The organism is Klebsiella sp. Shm-1 (assembly GCF_040804525.1).
GTDB classification, from domain to species: Bacteria; Pseudomonadota; Gammaproteobacteria; order Enterobacterales; family Enterobacteriaceae; genus Klebsiella; species Klebsiella pneumoniae.
In genome coordinates this window covers 1,722,326-1,739,936 of record NZ_CP161823.1, presented here as the reverse complement: position 1 = coordinate 1,739,936, position 17,611 = coordinate 1,722,326, and the positions used below count along the sequence as shown (strand labels likewise).

Sequence of the window (17,611 nt, the reverse complement as noted above, 5' to 3'; positions counted from 1 at the left end):
CATAGTTTTCAGCCATAGATGAGAAAAACTCAGCCATGAGACCGCCCCGTCTGCCGCCGCTGGGGGCGCTACGCGCTTTTCATGCCGTCGCCCGCCACCGCAGTTTTAAACAGGCCGCCGAGGCGCTCGACGTCAGCGCGACGGCGGTCAGCCATCAGATTAAACTGCTGGAGTCGGTGCTGGAGTGCCGGGTCTGCGAACGCAGCGCGCAGGGCGTCAGTCTGACCGCTGATGGCGAGATCCTTTACGCCGCCACCCAACGCGCCTTTAGCGCCCTGGAACAGGCCGTCGTCCAGATCGCTCATGCCCGTCAGCCGCCATCCTTAACCGTCACCACCACCTCCAATTTTCTCACCCACTGGCTGGTGCCGCGGCTGGCGGATTTCACCGCCCGCTTTCCGGCTATCGACCTGCGGCTACACACCAGCGTCGAACGAGTGGATCTGCATCTGGGCACGGTAGACGCCGCGATTCGCTATCGTGAAACGCCGGAGCCGGACCTGTACTGCACGCTGCTGTATGAGGATCGCTTTATCGTGGTCGCCAGCCCGACTCTGGGCCTCAGCCGGCCTGAAGATCTGCAGCGGGTGACGCTGTTTCACGTTGCCAACCGGCGCGTGCCAGCTGATTCGCCTAGCTGGGAGAACTGGCGTCGGCGCTATGGACCGCCGACGCTGAATATTGATGCGGGGTTAACCTTTAGCGATGAGACCCATGCCCTGCAGGCGGCGGTGGCCGGTCAGGGAGTGGTGATCGCCAGCGAACTGCTGGCGCGGGATCTGCTGCAGCGCGGCGTATTGTCCGCGCCGTTCAGCAACGCATTGCCTGGCGCCCGCTACTACCTGGTCACTACCGAAGCGGTAGCGCAGCGGGCGGATATTATCGCTCTGCGGGAGTGGCTGCTCAGCCAGATGGCGTCGGGCGACGGCGGCCATCCGACTGGGGGATAGCGGGCTTACCAGCCGCAGACGTTGGTCTCTTCATCGGACTCGTAGCCGCGAACGATATTGATCAGATCCTTCACCGCATCAGCCGCGGTGAGTGGGTCGCGCAGCGCCGCCAGCGAGGAAAAGGTTTTATCAACCGAGACGCCGTTATTATTATTGGTGACCGTCAACAGAAACTCCCCCTCTTCCCTGTCGTCCGGCAACTTGCTCAGCAGGTCATTAACGGCCTCCACCGCCTGCTGTGGAATATACAACACCATTGGTTTAAGAAATATTTTTTCCTGCTTCTGGTGAAGTCGGCCATTCTCTAGCGCTAAGGTATAACCTTTATTTTCACTGGTCATCTCTTGTTATCCCTCGATGAGAATTTTTGGATCAACATAAAAGTCGACATTAAAAACCGTGTCCTCTGAGAGGGCCTCAATACAGTGCCACTTCTCCGGCGGAAAGACGCCAAACTGGCCGGCTTCAATAGTCAGGGTTTCAACGGGCTCGGGGCTGGTTTCATCGGCATAGCCGAGATAGCGGATCGCCCCCTGCATCACCGAGAGACGAGGGTAGACGCCCTGCCGGGTGCCGGCATCCAGATGGCGGCGCCAGATAGAGGCCGGGGCGGTCTCTTTGGTCCACAGCGGCGTGCTGCGGGTGTGAACGTAATGGGTGGGAATAATGATTCGCTGCATGATTGTGCCTCACTTTACCGTCTCAAACGCGACGTTCAGAAATAGCCTATATGATGCATATCATATACCCCTTTTAAACGTTAAGGATATTATTTTGTTGTGGAATTTTACGCCTACTCCTTTTTATACCTCGCAGGGATTAGCGCTAAGAGAAAATAAAAAAGGCGATTTCAGGATCCTGAAATCGCCCGGGAGAATAAAAGTAGACACGTTAAAAATTTGTTAGCGCAGCGGACTCGGTTTGCCGATTAAATATCCCTGAACCAGGTCACATCCCAGCGCCTGCAGCGAAGCCAACTGCTCTTCGGTCTCTACACCTTCCGCCACAATGCGCATATGCAGGCTCTTTCCCATGCTGATAATCAGGCGGACGATATCCAGATCGTCTTTTTGTTCCGGAATATTGATGACAAACGAGCGGTCGATTTTAATTTTATCGAACGGGAAGTAGCTTAAACGGGACAGGGAAGAATAGCCGGTACCAAAGTCATCGATGGAGATCTGAATGCCCAGCTCGCGCAGCTGGCTGAGAATTTCCAGCGAACGGGTGTTCTCATTGAATACGTCCGACTCGGTGATCTCCAGATCAAGACGTCGCGGATCGAGGCCGGTCTGATGCAGCACCTCGATAATGGTGTCGGTCAGCGATGTATTCATCAACTGAATTGGTGAAACGTTGACCGAGACCTTCAGCGGCGTCGCCCAGCTGGCCGCTTCGGCACAGGCGGTTTTCAGCACCCATTCGCCAAGGGCATTAATAAGACCGATTTTCTCTGCCACCGGAATAAACACCGTCGGCGGCACGGCGCCGCGCACCGGATGGAACCAGCGAACCAGCGCTTCATAGCCGTAGATTTCGCGCGTGACGGTATCGGCGATCGGCTGATAGTAGACTTTGAATTCGTCATGGGCCAGGGCCTGCAGCAGATCGTCTTCAAACGATTTGTTCTCCTGCAGGCGCTGCAGCATCCCCGGCCGGAAGATTTGCACATGGCCGCTACCCTCTTTTTTCGCCTCATACAGCGCGAGGTCGGCGCACTTGTACAGATAATCGGTACGGCTTTCACCGTCAGAGATCACGATCCCAATGCAGGCGTCGATATTAATCTGCGCATCGTAGATCTGATAGGGCTGGCTGATCTTCTCCCGGATAATATTGGCCCGCTCAAGGGCCATTTCTTCAGTGAGATCGTAGGAGAGCATCGCAAACTCATCACCGCCAAGGCGATACAGCGTCTCGGAGGTTTTGCGGAAAAAAGAGAGGCGACTGGCCAGATCCTGCAGCAGCTTATCGCCAGCATCATGGCCAAGGGTATCGTTCACATCCTTAAAGCTGTCGAGGTCGAAAAGCATCACCACGGCGCATCCCTTATACGGACGCACCTGGTTGACGATCTCCTGCAGCCGCTGCCAGAAAGAGAGACGGTTGGGCATACCGGTCAGCGAATCATGGTAGGCATCGTACTGCAGTCGGCGGTTCTGCACCTGCAGCTTCTCTTTCGAGGCCTGCAGATCGTTGGCCAGCGTTTTCATACGAACATGGGCGCGACGCAGATTATTATTCTGTCGGAGCATCAGCAGACCGAGAGTTATACACATGGCGATCAGCAGAATGGAGATCACCGAGTAGATATAATAGAGATGCTGGATTTTATCATGGGTGATATTAACGATATTGATATCTTGCGTCAGGGTGGCAGCGGCTATTGAGGTCAGCGGACCATCCAGCTCGCTTAACACCGGCAGGATCTGTCTGACCTGCTCCGGCGTCATGGTATCAACTTGTTTATCGAGCAGATGAAGATTACGAATCAGCGTCGCAACCACCGTCTTCCGCTGCTCGCTTTTATTGATGAATTTACCCAGATCGCCCTCCTGCAGAAGCTCGATCTGGCTCATCATGATCTCAAGACGCAGGCGCACCTCATCGTGGTCCGCCCCTTCGGCCCCAATCGCCATTCCCGCCAGACGAGACTCCAGCCGCATATATTCCGACACCATTTGCGACATTGACCACGAGTCCGTATAGCGGGTAAATTTTTGCAACTCACTTTGTCGCTCATGCACCAGATAAGTAATATATCCGGTGACAACAAATAACGACAAAATAATAGCCGTGAGTATTCGATTCAAGATCCAACCCTTATTCTATAATCATCTTTGAAACTTGCCAGGCCGATCGGGAATAATAGATCTGGTTCTGTAATTCAGCACTGCTGTCGTAAGGGTAGACAATAAATAACGGACCTTTATCACGAATGCGCATATATTGACCGTTCATTTTTAACGCCATAATGACCGGGAATTTATAAAAATCATCAATCGGGATAATGGTGGTGTAGTCGTTCAGCGCCAGCACGCGGGCTGATGTGCCTTTCGCGCCGACTAAATCCATGAGTTTATTAAGGGGAATGCCGTCAAAACGAACCTTGCCGGTGTACCAGGGGGTGGTGGTTTCTATCGTCTTCATCCCCAGTTTTTCCAGCATTGCGAGATCAAAAACGGCCTTGTCGCCGACATTCATATTTCCGATTTTTCCGGAAATGGTCAGTACAGGTTTTCCTGTCGGCGCAGGCAGTTTTTCAGCATAAGCAGAAGGCAACATGACAGAACAAAATAAAACTGCAAGAAGTAGACGCATTTTACTCACCATTCCAGAGAGGGAGACACGTTAAGTGTAAACCATTTACGTCGATTCTTAAAAGGTGTCCATCTTTGTTATCCGTTGATTTAATTAAAAGTATAAGCTGGATGGCAAATTGCCAGAATGTTAAGTCCAGGGTGTGATTTCGACCGTCTTTCCCATCGATTCTTTTTTGCGCCATCTCCCCCGCTTAGCAGGCAAACTACTTTCCTCCACGGCCGCTGCGCGGTAGTCTCAGAGCAGACGCAACGGTAAAAGCGTCTCATTCCAATAACAATGAAGTACGTGACTGACAGGACAGGGTATGGATTCAACAATAAGCGTGCAGCCCGGCGAGGCGCCAGATTCACTACATCGGGCCCGGCGGGCGGCCTGGGGTAGTTTTGCCGGCGCGGTGGTCGACTGGTACGATTTTCTTCTCTATGGCATTACCGCCGCGCTGGTGTTCAACCGCGAATTTTTCCCGCAAATCGGCCCGGCGATGGGAACGCTTGCCGCCTTTGCCACCTTCGGCGTTGGGTTTCTTTTTCGCCCGCTCGGCGGAATTATTTTTGGCCACTTCGGCGATCGCCTCGGGCGGAAACGGATGCTGATGATGACCGTCTGGATGATGGGTATCGCCACTGCCTGCATCGGCCTGCTCCCCTCGTTCAACCAGATCGGCTGGTGGGCGCCGGTGCTGCTGGTGTTCCTGCGAGCGGTTCAGGGATTCGCCGTCGGCGGCGAATGGGGCGGCGCGGCGCTGCTCTCGGTGGAGAATGCCCCACAGGGGAAAAAAGCCTTTTACAGCAGCGGGGTGCAGGTGGGCTACGGCGTCGGCCTCCTGCTCTCTACCGGGCTGGTATCGCTGATTAGCAGCCTGACCAGCGACCAGCAGTTCCTCAGCTGGGGCTGGCGCGTACCGTTCCTGTTCAGCGTGGTGCTGGTCCTTATTGCGCTGTGGATCCGTAACGGCATGGCGGAATCGCAGGAGTTTGAAGCGCAGCAGAGCCAGGACAACGCGCCGCAGATGAAAAAGCGGCTACCGGTAGTGGAAGCGCTGCTTCGCCATCCGGGAGCGTTTTTACTGATTATCGCCCTGCGGCTGTGTGAACTGCTGACGATGTATATCGTCACCGCCTTCGCCCTCAACTACTCCACGCAAAACCTCGGCCTGCCGCGCGAGCTGTTTCTCAACATTGGCCTGCTGGTGGGCGGTCTTAGCTGCCTGACTATCCCCTGCTTCGCCTGGCTGGCAGACCGCTTTGGCCGTCGGCGGATCTATATCACCGGGGCGCTGATCGGCACTTTGAGCGGTTTCCCGTTCTTTATGGCGCTGGAGAGTCAGTCCGTTTTCTGGATCCTGTTCTTCGCCCTGATGCTGGCCAATATCGCCCATGATATGGTGGTCTGCGTCCAGCAGCCGATGTTTACCGAGCTGTTCGGCGCCAGCTATCGCTATAGCGGCGCCGGCGTCGGCTACCAGGTGGCGAGCGTGGTCGGCGGCGGCTTTACCCCGTTTATTGCCGCGGCGCTGGTCACCTTCTCCGGCGGATCGTGGCACAGCGTGGCCCTCTATCTGACCGCAGGATGCCTGCTGTCAGCGCTCACCGCGCTGCTGATGAAAAAGCACCCCGTCGACTGACCCACCAGCGGAGGGCGTAACCCGCGCCCTCCGGTAAGGAGAATGCATGTCTCAGTTAACCCTGGCCGACTGCTGGCCTCGCCGTTTTTCCCCCTCCTCGCTGGCGCTGCAGTTTTGCGAGGATCCCACCCAGGCCGAACAGCCGCTGTTTGCCAAAGCCAGCGCCGGCGAGGCCGTCGCCCAGCTCTGGCAGGCGCCGCAGGGATTGGTGGTGCCGGGGAACTATCGTCAGTTTACGGATCTGCCGGCGGTCAGCGCGCATTTTGCCGCGCGCGGCTGGCCGGTATGGCTTCGCCGCTCCGGCGGCGGTCTGGTGCCCCAGGGGCCGGGCATTATCAACCTTAGCCTCGCCTGGCCGGTGCAGCAGCCGCTCGGCGAAGCCGCCGAACCGATCTATCATTCGCTGTGCGCGGTGCTGCAGCGTACCCTCGCGCGCTTCGGCGTTGCCAGCCACCCCCGGGCGGTGAGCGGTTCCTTTTGCGATGGCCGGTATAATCTTGCCTGCGGAGAAGGCGCGGAGACGCGCAAGATTGTCGGTACCGCCCAGTACTGGCGGCCGCTGGCGGCGGGCGGCGGCCACGTGGTGCTGGCCCATGCGGTGATCCTTATTGACGCCGATCTGAGCGCGGCGCATCAGGCGGCGAACGCCTTCGAAGCGCAGCTCGGCAGCGAGCGGGTCTATTGCGCTGACAAGACCGTTACTCTCGCGCAGCTGCTTCCCGGCGAGCGCCATCTGCTGCCCCGCTTTAGCGAGACGCTGGCGCAGGAGCTGGACGCGGCTCGCTGAAGGTCGCTTTCAGGTAGCGGCTGAAGGTTTCCACCGCGCGCGACACGCGCGGAGTATAGGGCCGAATGACGTATAGCCGGTCGGCAAACACCTCCACCGGCTGCCACGCCGGCAGCAGCTCCTGCACCAGCCCGCGGCCAATGGCCTCCCGGGCGCTGAAATCCGGCAACAGTGCCACCCCAAGCCCCGCCAGCACTGCATCACGTAGCGACTCGCTGTTATTGGTGGCGAATGGCCCCTGCACGTTGATGGTCACCCGAGCATCGGGCGACTGACGGGAGGCGAACGTCCACTGCGGGCGCTGTAGCCCACGGGGATAGGTCAGGCATTGGTGGTGGCGCAGATCTTCGGGGGTCTCCGGGCGGCCATGGCGGCGAATATAGTCGGCGGACGCGACGGTAAGCGTCGCGGTGTGACACAGCGGCCAGGCGACGTGGGTATCCGGGAGCGCCTCGCGTCGACAGTGGCGGATGGCGAGATCGAACCCTTCGCTGGCCAGAGAGACCAGCCGGTCGGTGACCTCAAGCTGCAGATGCAGCTGGGGATGCTGATGCAAAAAAGGCGCGATTGCCGGGACCAGCTGCTGGCGGGAAAAGGCCACCGGCGCGGTCAGGCGCAGCGTTCCCCGCAGCGGCCCGCCCTCATCGCAGGCGCCGGTGAAAATATCCCGCAGCTGACCAAACGGCTCGTTGAGCTCCGCCACCAGCCGCAGTCCGTCGTCGCTGAGGCTCACGCTGCGGGTGGTGCGATGGACGAGGGTTTTACCGGTCACCCGCTCCAGCTCGCTGATTTTCTGGCTGATAGCCGACTTGCTGATCCCCAGCTTTTCCGCGGCCCGGGTATAGCTTTTTTGTTCTTCCAGCACCGTCAGCCAGTACAGATGGGGCCAGTAACTCTCCGGACGACTCTCGCTCATGTGATTGTTCGCCAGTAAAAACAATGTATTCAACTATAGCGGTTTTTGCCGGCGGCGGCATCGGCTAGCATCTTGTTGAGCCCATCATTATTCCCTAACGATAAGGAGCACCTGCATGCCATTACTGACATTTGACCTGATTGAAGGCCGTACGGAACAGGAGGTCAAAACCCTGCTGGATGCCGCCCATCGCGCCGTGCTGCGCGCCTTCGAGGTACCAGAACGCGACCGTTACCAGATTGTTCATGAAAACAAAGCCCACCATATGGTGATTGAAGATACCGGTCTCGGACTGACCCGCACGCGGGATCTGGTGGTGGTGCGGGTCTATACCAGCCCGCGCAGCGAGGCGCAGAAGCAGCGCTTCTTCGCCATTTTGCAGGAGGAGCTGGCGGAACACTGCGGCCTGAGCGGCGATGACCTGATGGTGTCGATTATCAGTAACCAGAAAGGCGACTGGAGCTTTGGCCGCGGGGTCGCGCAGTATCTTACCGGCGATCTGTAACCCGCAGCCCGCAGTACGCCCTTAGCGGCGGGCTGCCGTCGCGATACGCTGCCGCGCCTGCTGCTCGATATTCTCCAGCAACTCCTGGACATCGTCTTCATCAATGTCGAGGAACTGGCCTTCCAGCAGCGCGGCGTGAATATCTTCCCGGGTGACCGAAATACCCAGCGGCACCGCCCTGGATTTGACCTCCTCCGCCGCCAGCGGATGCGGATAACGGCGGCCAACCAGGTTATTAAACACAATAGCCAGCAGCGCCAGCATCAGCGAGTTGAGGAGCACCGGGGTCAGCACAAAGTGATAGCCTTCGCTGTGCACCCCGGCGCCGCCGAGGATCGCCGTCAGGGCCACCGCGCCGCCGGGGGGATGCAGACAGCGCAGAAAATACATCCCGGCGATGGCCAGAGCCGCCGCCAGACCGCAGGCCAGCGCCGCATCGGGGACCAGCATACCCACCGTGACGCCGATCAGCGCCGACAGCACGTTGCCGCCGACAATCGACCACGGCTGCGCCAGCGGGCTGCTCGGTACGCCAAACAGGAGTACCGCCGAGGCCCCCATCGGGGCAATAAACCACAGATTGACTTCGCCGAGCAGCCAGTGGCTGAACATGCTGGTCACCGCCAGTCCGGTGCCGGCGCCAATGGATCCCAGCACGATATGCCGGCGGGCCACCGGCAGCGCGTGCGGCTTCAGGCGGCCAAGGAAAATCCGCAGCCGTGAAAATATCCCCGCAGGAATAACACTCAACATCGCTTCATCGCTCAAATCATAGGAATTACTTATATTTTATTTTCTTTTTTTAACCTTAAATTAACAACCCTGTCTTTCGCAGGGGATAGCGCGGGCGGCGATGTCCGACGGCATTGTGCTGTGAATTCTCGCGGGGGCTGATAGAATCCCTTTTCGGTCAGGGGGATACCCCTTTTGCGAATTGAAGGTCATAACCCAGTGAATAATAAAATCTCTTTAGCGAAAGAAGTGGCATGGGCCAGCCAGAATATGCCGCGTACCCTGCGTCAGGTCGCCGCGCTGCCCGACCTCAGCGGCGTGCGTCTGGCCTGCTGTATGCACCTCGACATGAAAATGATCCCGCTGGTGCAGGGGATCCTCGACAAGGGCGCTCAGGTCTTTTTAACCACCTGTAACCCCACCACCGTGCAGGACGACGTGGTGGCCTGGCTGGTGGAGCGCGGCGCCGAGGCCTGCGCGTGGCGCAATATGAGCGATGCCGACTGGCAACAGTCATGGGAAAAAGCGATTGCCTGGCAGCCCACTCACCTGTGCGAGATGGGCGCCGATATCACCACCCTGCTCCACCAGCGCGGCGAGTTTGGGAACATCGTGGCGGGTCTGGAAGCCACCGGCTCGGGCGTCAATCGGCTGGGGGATATTCAGCCAGGCTATCCGATCTTTAACTGGGACGATCTGCCGGTCAAAGAGGGGCTGCACAACCGCCATATGGTCGGTCTCACCGCCTGGCACACCTTCTTCCAGACCACTCACCTCACCCTGCATGAGAAAAAAGTGCTGGTGATCGGCTACGGCCTGGTCGGCCAGGGCGTCGCGGCGGCGGCAAAAGCTTTTGGCGGTCAGGTGATGGTGGCGGAGATCGATCCTGCCCGCCGTCTGCAGGCGGCCTACGACGGCTGGCACGTGGTGGACCTCCAGGAGGCTATCGCCTCGGCGGACGTGGTGGCCACGGCGACAGGCGGTAAAAACGTAGTTAATCGCCAGGCGCTGGACCGCGCGAAAGCGGGAGTATTTATCCTTAACGTCGGCCACGTGGCGGAAGAGATCGACGGCGATTACCTGCGCCAGTACCCCCAGGAAGAGGTGATGCCGTATATCAATGCCTACCGCATGGCCGACAAAACCGTCTATCTGCTGGCCAATGGTTCAATGCTCAATCTGACCGCTGGCTTCGGCGACAGCCTGAACGCCTTTGACGTCACCCTGGCGGTGATGGCCAGCGGCATCCGCCATATTGTCACCGACGGCATGCGCGCCCCGGCGAAGGTTTATCTCCTGCCCCAGGCGGTCTGGCAGCAGGCCCTGTAAACCCGGCGCATCGCCCCCATCGCGGGACGATGCGCTTTACCATCAGGATGACGGCGCGCTATCGGGCAACACAATATTGCTCTGCGCCAGCGTTCCCATCTGGTTGTACATCACGCTGGCGGCATCCAGCAGGTGCATCGCCAGCGCGGCGCCGCTGCCCTCTCCCAGGCGCATGTCCATATCGAGATACGGCCGCAGACCCAGCGCGTCGAGGGCGATCTGCGCCCCTTTCTCCGCCGACAGGTGTGAAGGAATAAGATAAGGGTGCGCCGACGGGGCCATGCGGCAGGCGGCCAGGGCAGAGGCATAGGAGAGGAAGCCATCCAGCACCACCGGCAGGCCACAGGAGGCCGCCCCGAGGATCACCCCGGTCATGCCCACCAGATCGTAACCCCCCACCTTCGCCAGGACATCCAGCCCGTCGGCCGGGTTCGGCTGATTATGGGCTATCGCCTGGCGCACCACCGCCACCTTATGGCCCCGCTGCGCCAGCGGCAGATTGGCCCCACAGCCCACCACCGCGTCAGGGTCGCTGCCCGTCAGGACACTGATTGTCGCTGCGGCCGGGGTGGTATTGGCCATTCCCAATTCGCCGACGCCGAAGGCTTTCACCCCGTCGGCAGCGAGCTGGCGGGTGAGATGCATGCTGGCCAGCAGCACCGTCTCCGCCTGCTGGCGGCTCATGGCCGCCGTCCGGGCGATATTCCCGCTACCGCGGGCCACCTTGAGGTTAATCAGGCCCGGCAGCGGGTCGGCATCGATGCCGACATCCACCACCTGCACCCTGGCCCCGGCCTGCGCCGCCAGCACGCAGACGCCGGTGTTGCCCCGCACCATATTGCCGGCATGAATGGCCGTCACCCCCTGCGGCGAAGGAGTCACGCCTTCATGCCAGACGCCATGGTCGGCGCACATAACCACAATCGCTTTCTCCGCCAGCGCCAGCTGCCCCTGCAAACCAGGCAGACCGGCCAGCTGTACCGCCAGCGTCTCCAGACGGCCAAGACTGCCGGGCGGCTTTAACAGGCCATCAATATGCTGCTGAGCGCGCGCCATGCCCGCCACATCGGGCTGCGGAATGGCAGCCAGTAACGCCGAAACTGTTTCCATTCTGTTCCTCACCGTTGGCGTCAGGCCTTACAGCAGCGCCAGTAAAAAGAGTAATTCGCCCAGCTCAATCGCCGCCCCGAGGGTATCTCCGGTCTGCCCGCCGAGGGTTCGCTTCAGCGCCCATCCCAGACCCCAGATCAGCACCAGGGTGATCAGCGCGGCGCGCAGCCCCTGCAGCCCCATCAGGGCGGTGGCCAGCGCGATCGCCATCGCCATCGTCACCAGCGTCTGCTGCAGGCTAATTTTGCCGATAAACAGATTGCCCAGCCCCTTTTCCCGCGCATAGCGATGACGATACATCAGCAGCACCGCCATCCCGCGACCGACGGCGCAGGCCGCCGCCAGGGCTGCGATGGGGTGGATATCACGCAGCAGCAGCTCGCCAATCACCAGCACTTTCGCCACCAGCACGAAGATCAGCGCCAGCCCGCCGTGGGTGCCCAGCCGGCTGTCGCGCATGATCTCCAGCATCCGATCGCGGGTGCGGGCGGAGAAAATGCCGTCGCAGGTATCAGCCAGCCCGTCAAGGTGGAATCCGCCGGTGAGCAGCGCCAGCGCCAGCACGCCGAACAGCGCCGCCAGCGGGACGCCGCACCACGGCTGCAGGAGGAGCGCCACCGCGCCGGCGATGGCGCCGAGCAGTAAACCGACCAGCGGAAAGGTGACGATACTGCGCTGGTACTGTTCGATCTCCAGGCCCTGAGATAACCGCGCCGGGACCGGCAGGCGGCTGATAAACGAGAGTGCAGCAAAGAATGACTTAATCACGTGAGGTTGACTCCTGTCGGCGAAAGCAGCGGAAGAGTTCTGTCGCGCCCGGTCAGCACCTGAATTTGTCTTCTGGCGAATCGATCGTCGGAGAGGTGAGAGGTGTTGAGATATCGCCCTGACGCCGCTGCGTCAGATGCCCGGCCAGGATGAGAGAAACCTTTCCGATATCAATACGTTTTTCGCGGGCCAGTATAGCAAAGTGTCGGTGAGGAGAGGCAGTTGCCGGAACAAAGTTTTCGCAGAAAAAAGCAGGGAAGAGAGGGAAACGCGGAACAGCCCGGCGACGCTGACCGCCGCCGGACCGGCAGGGTTTAGCCTTCGACTTTGGCTTCGCCCATCACTTTCAGTTTTTTCGAGATGTCGCGGCGCTCTTTGGACAGCTCGGCATTTTTGATGATGTAATCATCAACGCGATCTTCGTAATCGCTCTTCATGCTGGCGATGATGCCCTGGATGGCTTCCACGCTCATGCCCGGTTTGATGTAGTCGCTGAGGTTGTCCAGCAGCAGAACGCGCTTCTGGTTATCACGGATCTTTTTCTCAACGTCCTGAATTTCACGCTGCAGTTTGTTCTTACGACGGTACAGACGAACAAACTCCAGTACGTCCTGGAAAGAAGGCTTAGTTGTTTCCATTTTTACACCCCTAATAATTGAGATTCGGATTCGTAAAGCGACTGCGTTATAGGGCTAACATAACTGCTAGCAGCCGCTGATGACAATGTTTTTTCCTTTGCGTTTATCATAACCCTAAACGCTGCTGAATCGAAACAACCCATGTGGTTACCCGGTGCATCTGGTGTTTATTTGCGCAACGCGCGGCAGATCAGATGCGAGAGCAGCTCCAGCTGGCGCGCCAGTTCGATTGAGAGCCAAACATAGCCATGGACCGGGGTTTCCGCCAGGCCGTCATCACCCTGCTCTTTCAGCAGCTGGCGCAGTTCGAGGACGATCTCAGTCAGCTTTTCATTGTTGGCGCGCACAGGCTGAGGGTTCCCTTCGTACAGCGCGTGGGCGATGGACAACAGCGTCTGCTGGGTCATCTGCTGCGTCTCCCGCAGGGTGTGCGCATTGAGCATCACGAAGTGACCCGGACGCGTTGCCCACCAGGCGTTGATCTGCAGCTCCAGCATGCAGACGAGGTTGCGGCTGACGGTCTGGATAGCCTCGAAGATCGCCTTCTGGATGTGCGTCTCTTTGCTGGCGGGGGTGATCAGCCCGCGCATTTTAACCACGTCGTTCAGCGCCTGCTGGAGATGCTTTTCCAGCCGCGGTCGATCCACCAGATTTGGCGAGAAGCCGGCCTGGTAGAGGCGGTTAAAGTTGGTGACATAGCTGGCCATCTGGATGCGCCAGTGGATGAACGCCCGCTGCGGCCAGATGCCGGTAAACAGCATCGCCAGCAGCGAGCCGAAGATCACATCGCCGCTTCGCCACAGCGCGGTATGCATATCGCCGGGCGGCGCCCCGACCACCACCGACAGAGTAATGCCGATCAGCAGCGCCTGATAGGGTTTCTTGCCCAGCGCCAGCCAGCCGCAGAGGAACATCGCCGCCGCGCACCAGAGGACCATCAGCGGCAGGGAGATGAGCTCAAGCTTCAGCGCCACCAGCCCCAGCGCCGAACCGAGGATCGTGCCGCCGATACGCTGAAACGCCCGCGGCACGACGTTACCCCAGAAGGAGATCGGCCCCATCACCACCACCAGAGTGATGAGAGGCCAGGTTCCCTCAGGCACGTTCAGCAGCCGCACCAGCAAAAAAGTGAGCACAAAGGCCAGCGCAATCCGCACACCATGCACCACCCGATAATGGCGATACAAGCGGATCTCAAATGGCTTGAGTGATTTATCAGCGCGCACAACCCTCTCCGGCAAAACGAAAAGGCCAATTGTAACTGCTTTTTCGCCCGGAGCATGCCGGGAATGTAAAAAACCTTGTCCGGAACAGGGGTAAACCGCTACGACGCGACGCGCTCAACGGGAACATACATGTCGATATCCCAGTAGCCGTCGTGGTTGCCGTCGTTAAGATAGACCTCAAAGCAGGGCTGGGGGGCGATGCGATACGCCGTGCTCTGCTGCAGGCTGTCGAAAAACTGCATCCACGGGGTGGCGAAGTCGTAATCCACCACCCGCGCGCGGGCGCAGGCGTAATCCCCGCCGGCAATCGCCGCCAGGATCACCCCTTCGCTGTTGGCGGGAATGACATAATCCTCATCCACGGTGACCGCTGTCGCGCAGCGCAGTTTTTCCGCCGGCACTTCCTCCGGGTTATCGTAGTAGACGGCCACCCATTCGCGGGCGGGCACCTGGTGGTTCTCAACCCACATCATCAGTTGCTCAAACCCCTGCTTGACCGTGTGATCCCAGGGCCCGACCAGATGGAAACCGGCGATGGTTTTCTTGCCGAGGGTGGTGATGCTGTAGTTCATCTTGCCTCCTTTGGAGATAAATCACTGTATGAATATACAGTTAATTTAACAGGAGATCCCCCTTCAGTATGTGCGCGAATTCACAGAGTCGCCACCACACCGCTGTAAAAACAGGCGCCCCGCCAGCACGAGCGACAGGCGAAAAAAAACCGCCTGCAAAGAGGCGGTTGGCGTGGTTACAGCTCGTGATGCAGGTAATCGCTCATTCGCGAGAACACTCCGCCTTTATTGATGCTTTCGAGGGTGACCAGCGGATAGTGCCCCACCACCTTGTCGCCGTCATACAGTGAAATCTCGCCAACCCGCTGATTGGCGGCGATCGGCGCCTCAAGATCCTTCTTATCCAGCACATATTTCGCTTTAATGCGCGACACTTCCGCCTTCGGCAGGGCTAACCAGAAATCCTGATCGGTGCCGAGCTTAATCTGCTCTTTATCGCCGTACCAGATACGCTCGGTGCCGACCTTCTGCCCCTTCTGCAGCACCTGCACGGTATCAAAGTTCTGCTGCCCCCAGAGCAGCAGTTTAGCGGCCTGCTGCTCGCGGCCTTTCGGACTGTCCGCCCCCATCACCACGGCGATCAGCCGGCGCTGGCCATCCACCGCCGAGGCGATCAGGTTGAACCCGGCCCCCGAGGTGTGGCCGGTTTTCAGGCCATCGACGTTCATCGTTTTATCCCACAGCAGACCGTTACGGTTTTGCTGGGTGATCCCGTTCCACGTCAGGCTTTTCTGGCTGTACATGTGGTAGACGTCTGGTTCGCCATGAATAATCGCCCGCGACAGCACCGCGAGGTCATAGGCCGAACTGTGCTGGCCCGGAGCGTCGAGGCCGTGGACGGTTTCGAAATGGGTGTCCCGCAGGTGCAGTTTTTCGACATACTGATTCATCAGGGCGACAAACTGCGGCTGGCCGCCGGCGACATAGTCGGCCAGCGCGACGCAGGCGTCGTTACCGGAGTCGACAATCAGCCCGCGGCTGAGGTCGCGGACGCTGACGCGATCCCCTGGCTTTAAGAACATCAGCGATGACCCGTCGAACACCGGGTTGCCCTTCGCCCAGGCGTCTTTACCCACGGTGACGATATCGTCAAAGGTGATACGATGGCTGTCGATGGCGCGATCGACCACGTAGCCGGTCATCAGTTTGGTCAGACTGGCAGGATTACGCTGCTGATGTTCGTTACCCGCGGTCAGGACCTGACCGGTGGTGTAATCCATCAGCACCCAGGAGCCAGCCTGAATAGAAGGCGGCGCGACCGTAGCAGGTAAGTCGACGGCAAATGCGCAGGAAACGCTCGAAGCGAGCAAAGATACAGCAATAAACAAACGGCCTTTCAACGGCATATCCTCTAGATTTACAGATCCGCCGTCCTTTTTACGGAACTTCGCGTTTCATATCAGGGTTTAATTGCAAGAAAATATGACACAGCGGAGGAAGTTGCTTGCCGCGACCCTTCTGATGACCGGGCAAATCGTTTACCATACCGGTCGCACGCCACCACGGATAATGAACAGACTATGCAAGATAGCGTCAACCAGCCCGGATTTTTATTCCACGATTATGAAACCTTCGGCACCAGCCCTTCCCTCGACCGGCCGGCGCAGTTCGCCGCCATCCGCACCGACGCGGAGCTGAACGTGCTCGGCGAGCCCGAAGTGTTTTACTGCAAACCCGCTGACGATTACCTGCCGCAGCCGCAGGCGGTGATGATCACCGGGATCACGCCGCAGGAAGCGCTGGCCAAAGGGGATAATGAGGCCACATTTGCCCGCCGCATCCACGATCTGTTCACGGTGCCGCAAACCTGTATCGTCGGCTATAACAACGTGCGCTTTGATGACGAAGTGACGCGGAATATCTTCTATCGCAACTTCTATGACCCTTATGCCTGGAGCTGGCAGCACGATAACTCGCGCTGGGATCTGCTCGACGTGATGCGCGCCTGCTATGCCCTGCGCCCGGAAGGGATCGCCTGGCCAGAGAATGACGAAGGGTTGCCCAGCTTCCGGCTTGAACATCTGACCGTCGCCAACGGTATTGAACACCAGAACGCCCATGACGCGATGGCCGACGTATACGCCACCATCGCCATGGCGAAGCTGGTGAAAACCCGGCAGCCGCGGCTGTTTGATTATCTCTACAGCCACCGCAATAAGCGCAAGCTGGCGACGCTTATCGACGTGCCGCAGATGAAGCCCCTGGTGCATGTCTCCGGCATGTTTGGCGCCGCGCGCGGCAACACCAGCCTGGTGGCGCCCCTGGCCTGGCATCCGGAAAACCGCAATGCGGTGATTATGGTCGATCTGGCGGGCGATATGGCGCCGCTGCTGGAACTGGATGCCGATGCCCTGCGCGAGCGGCTTTACACCCCGCGCGCCGAGCTTGGCGATCTGCCGGCGGCGCCGATTAAGCTGGTGCATTTAAATAAATGTCCGGTACTGGCCCAGGCCAATACCCTGCGCCCGCAGGATGCCGACCGGCTGGGGATCTCCATTCAGCGCTGTCTGGAGAACGCCCAGCTGCTGCGGGCGAATCCGCAGGTGCGGGAGAAAGTGGTGGCGGTCTATGCCGAAGCCGAGCCGTTCGTGCCGTCCGAAAACGTCGACGCCCAGCTGTACAATGGGTTCTTTAGCGATGCCGACCGCGCGGCGATGAAAATCGTGCTGGAAACCGAACCGCGCAATCTGCCGGCGCTGGATATTACCTTCGCCGATAAGCGTATCGAACGCCTGCTGTTTAACTACCGGGCGCGCAACTTCCCCGGCACGCTCGATGAACATGAGCAGCAGCGCTGGTTAGAGCACCGTCGTCAGGTGTTTACGCCAGAGTTTTTGCAAGCCTATGCCGATGAGCTGCAGATGCTGTATCAACAGTATGCGGATGATAAAGAGAAGCTGGCGCAGCTGAAGGCGCTGTGGCAGTACGTGCAGGATATTGTCTGATTGGCTGAAATTCCCGGGTTGCGGCTAACGCCTTACCCGGGCTACAAACGATGACCGGGGAGGACGCCTGACCGTAGGCCCGCGCAAGTGCAGCGCCGCCGGGCATTGCGTCCCCAGTTCGTGCTTACCTTTTTGCCCGGTGGCGGCTTCGCCTTACCGGGCCTGGGCGCTGGTACCAGAGTAGC

General features: G+C 59.2%; 19 protein-coding genes. 7 read left to right on the top strand and 12 right to left on the bottom strand.

Annotated features, from left to right (window positions below):
- Positions 1 to 35: 35 nt before the first annotated feature.
- Entirely contained in the window at positions 36 to 950 is a 915-nt protein-coding gene (locus AB1E37_RS08375; RefSeq protein WP_032447713.1) for a LysR substrate-binding domain-containing protein, read from the top strand.
- 5 nt (positions 951 to 955) lie between these two features.
- On the opposite strand, the gene AB1E37_RS08370 is transcribed toward AB1E37_RS08375, so the two are convergent.
- Together AB1E37_RS08370 and AB1E37_RS08365 are read right to left on the bottom strand one after the other, a co-directional pair.
- The gene (locus AB1E37_RS08370) at positions 956 to 1,291 is read right to left on the bottom strand and encodes a DUF1869 domain-containing protein (protein WP_002911862.1); all 336 of its coding nucleotides are present in this window, start codon (positions 1,289 to 1,291) and stop codon (positions 956 to 958) included.
- A 6-nt stretch (positions 1,292 to 1,297) separates the two neighbouring features.
- Positions 1,298 to 1,630: a DUF1971 domain-containing protein gene (locus tag AB1E37_RS08365; protein WP_002911866.1), complete on the bottom strand. Its 333-nt coding sequence runs from the start codon at positions 1,628 to 1,630 to the stop codon at positions 1,298 to 1,300.
- Positions 1,631 to 1,727: 97 nt separating this feature from the next.
- Between AB1E37_RS08365 and AB1E37_RS08360 the strand changes: the two genes are divergently transcribed.
- Positions 1,728 to 1,856, top strand: coding sequence for a hypothetical protein (locus AB1E37_RS08360; RefSeq protein ID WP_014343288.1), 129 nt, complete (start codon positions 1,728 to 1,730; stop codon positions 1,854 to 1,856).
- On the opposite strand, the gene AB1E37_RS08355 is transcribed toward AB1E37_RS08360, so the two are convergent.
- Both AB1E37_RS08355 and AB1E37_RS08350 read right to left on the bottom strand, forming a co-directional pair.
- Positions 1,853 to 3,763 carry a bifunctional diguanylate cyclase/phosphodiesterase gene (locus AB1E37_RS08355; protein ID WP_032447715.1) on the bottom strand — a complete coding sequence of 637 codons (1,911 nt, stop codon included), beginning with the start codon at positions 3,761 to 3,763 and terminating at the stop codon, positions 1,853 to 1,855. The genes AB1E37_RS08360 and AB1E37_RS08355 overlap by 4 nt on opposite strands.
- 10 nt (positions 3,764 to 3,773) lie before the next feature.
- Complete coding sequence (locus tag AB1E37_RS08350) at positions 3,774 to 4,271, bottom strand: molybdopterin-dependent oxidoreductase (RefSeq protein ID WP_016831857.1); 498 nt, start codon at positions 4,269 to 4,271, stop codon at positions 3,774 to 3,776.
- Positions 4,272 to 4,578: 307 nt separating this feature from the next.
- On the opposite strand from AB1E37_RS08350, the gene shiA reads away from it, so the two are divergent.
- A complete protein-coding gene (gene shiA / locus AB1E37_RS08345) occupies positions 4,579 to 5,898 on the top strand; it encodes a shikimate transporter (protein ID WP_004899343.1) in 1,320 nt (439 codons plus the stop codon).
- 46 nt (positions 5,899 to 5,944) lie between these two features.
- On the top strand, positions 5,945 to 6,685 hold the full coding sequence (locus tag AB1E37_RS08340; RefSeq protein ID WP_032447716.1) for a lipoate--protein ligase family protein: 741 nt from the start codon (positions 5,945 to 5,947) through the stop codon (positions 6,683 to 6,685).
- Here AB1E37_RS08340 and AB1E37_RS08335 read toward each other — a convergent pair.
- The gene (locus AB1E37_RS08335; protein ID WP_032447717.1) at positions 6,645 to 7,601 is read right to left on the bottom strand and encodes a LysR family transcriptional regulator; all 957 of its coding nucleotides are present in this window, start codon (positions 7,599 to 7,601) and stop codon (positions 6,645 to 6,647) included. The genes AB1E37_RS08340 and AB1E37_RS08335 overlap by 41 nt on opposite strands.
- Before the next feature lie 115 nt (positions 7,602 to 7,716).
- On the opposite strand from AB1E37_RS08335, the gene AB1E37_RS08330 reads away from it, so the two are divergent.
- A complete protein-coding gene (locus AB1E37_RS08330) occupies positions 7,717 to 8,106 on the top strand; it encodes a tautomerase family protein (RefSeq protein ID WP_004175282.1) in 390 nt (129 codons plus the stop codon).
- Positions 8,107 to 8,127: 21 nt separating this feature from the next.
- Here the strand turns inward: AB1E37_RS08330 and AB1E37_RS08325 are convergent, their stop codons facing one another.
- Positions 8,128 to 8,859 (bottom strand): HPP family protein, encoded by a 732-nt coding sequence (locus tag AB1E37_RS08325; RefSeq protein ID WP_002911879.1) that lies wholly within the window; start codon positions 8,857 to 8,859, stop codon positions 8,128 to 8,130.
- A gap of 198 nt (positions 8,860 to 9,057) precedes the next feature.
- Between AB1E37_RS08325 and AB1E37_RS08320 the strand changes: the two genes are divergently transcribed.
- Positions 9,058 to 10,167: an adenosylhomocysteinase gene (locus AB1E37_RS08320; protein WP_004200363.1), complete on the top strand. Its 1,110-nt coding sequence runs from the start codon at positions 9,058 to 9,060 to the stop codon at positions 10,165 to 10,167.
- Between the two features lie 42 nt (positions 10,168 to 10,209).
- Here the strand turns inward: AB1E37_RS08320 and cobT are convergent, their stop codons facing one another.
- From cobT to dacD, 6 genes are all read right to left on the bottom strand, one after another.
- Positions 10,210 to 11,277, bottom strand: coding sequence for a nicotinate-nucleotide--dimethylbenzimidazole phosphoribosyltransferase (gene cobT, locus AB1E37_RS08315; protein ID WP_032447718.1), 1,068 nt, complete (start codon positions 11,275 to 11,277; stop codon positions 10,210 to 10,212).
- Positions 11,278 to 11,304: 27 nt separating this feature from the next.
- A complete protein-coding gene (cobS, locus tag AB1E37_RS08310; RefSeq protein ID WP_032415205.1) occupies positions 11,305 to 12,045 on the bottom strand; it encodes an adenosylcobinamide-GDP ribazoletransferase in 741 nt (246 codons plus the stop codon).
- Positions 12,046 to 12,359: 314 nt separating this feature from the next.
- Positions 12,360 to 12,683, bottom strand: a complete 324-nt coding sequence (locus tag AB1E37_RS08305; protein ID WP_002911883.1) for a DUF496 family protein — start codon at positions 12,681 to 12,683, stop codon at positions 12,360 to 12,362.
- Between the two features lie 167 nt (positions 12,684 to 12,850).
- Positions 12,851 to 13,909 (bottom strand): FUSC family protein, encoded by a 1,059-nt coding sequence (locus AB1E37_RS08300; RefSeq protein WP_002911885.1) that lies wholly within the window; start codon positions 13,907 to 13,909, stop codon positions 12,851 to 12,853.
- A 98-nt stretch (positions 13,910 to 14,007) separates the two neighbouring features.
- On the bottom strand, positions 14,008 to 14,481 hold the full coding sequence (gene sbmC, locus AB1E37_RS08295; RefSeq protein ID WP_002911889.1) for a DNA gyrase inhibitor SbmC: 474 nt from the start codon (positions 14,479 to 14,481) through the stop codon (positions 14,008 to 14,010).
- A 176-nt stretch (positions 14,482 to 14,657) separates the two neighbouring features.
- The gene (dacD, locus tag AB1E37_RS08290; protein WP_032447987.1) at positions 14,658 to 15,821 is read right to left on the bottom strand and encodes a serine-type D-Ala-D-Ala carboxypeptidase DacD; all 1,164 of its coding nucleotides are present in this window, start codon (positions 15,819 to 15,821) and stop codon (positions 14,658 to 14,660) included.
- 180 nt (positions 15,822 to 16,001) lie between these two features.
- On the opposite strand from dacD, the gene sbcB reads away from it, so the two are divergent.
- On the top strand, positions 16,002 to 17,426 hold the full coding sequence (sbcB, locus tag AB1E37_RS08285) for an exodeoxyribonuclease I (protein WP_004189175.1): 1,425 nt from the start codon (positions 16,002 to 16,004) through the stop codon (positions 17,424 to 17,426).
- Positions 17,427 to 17,611: the final 185 nt, after the last annotated feature.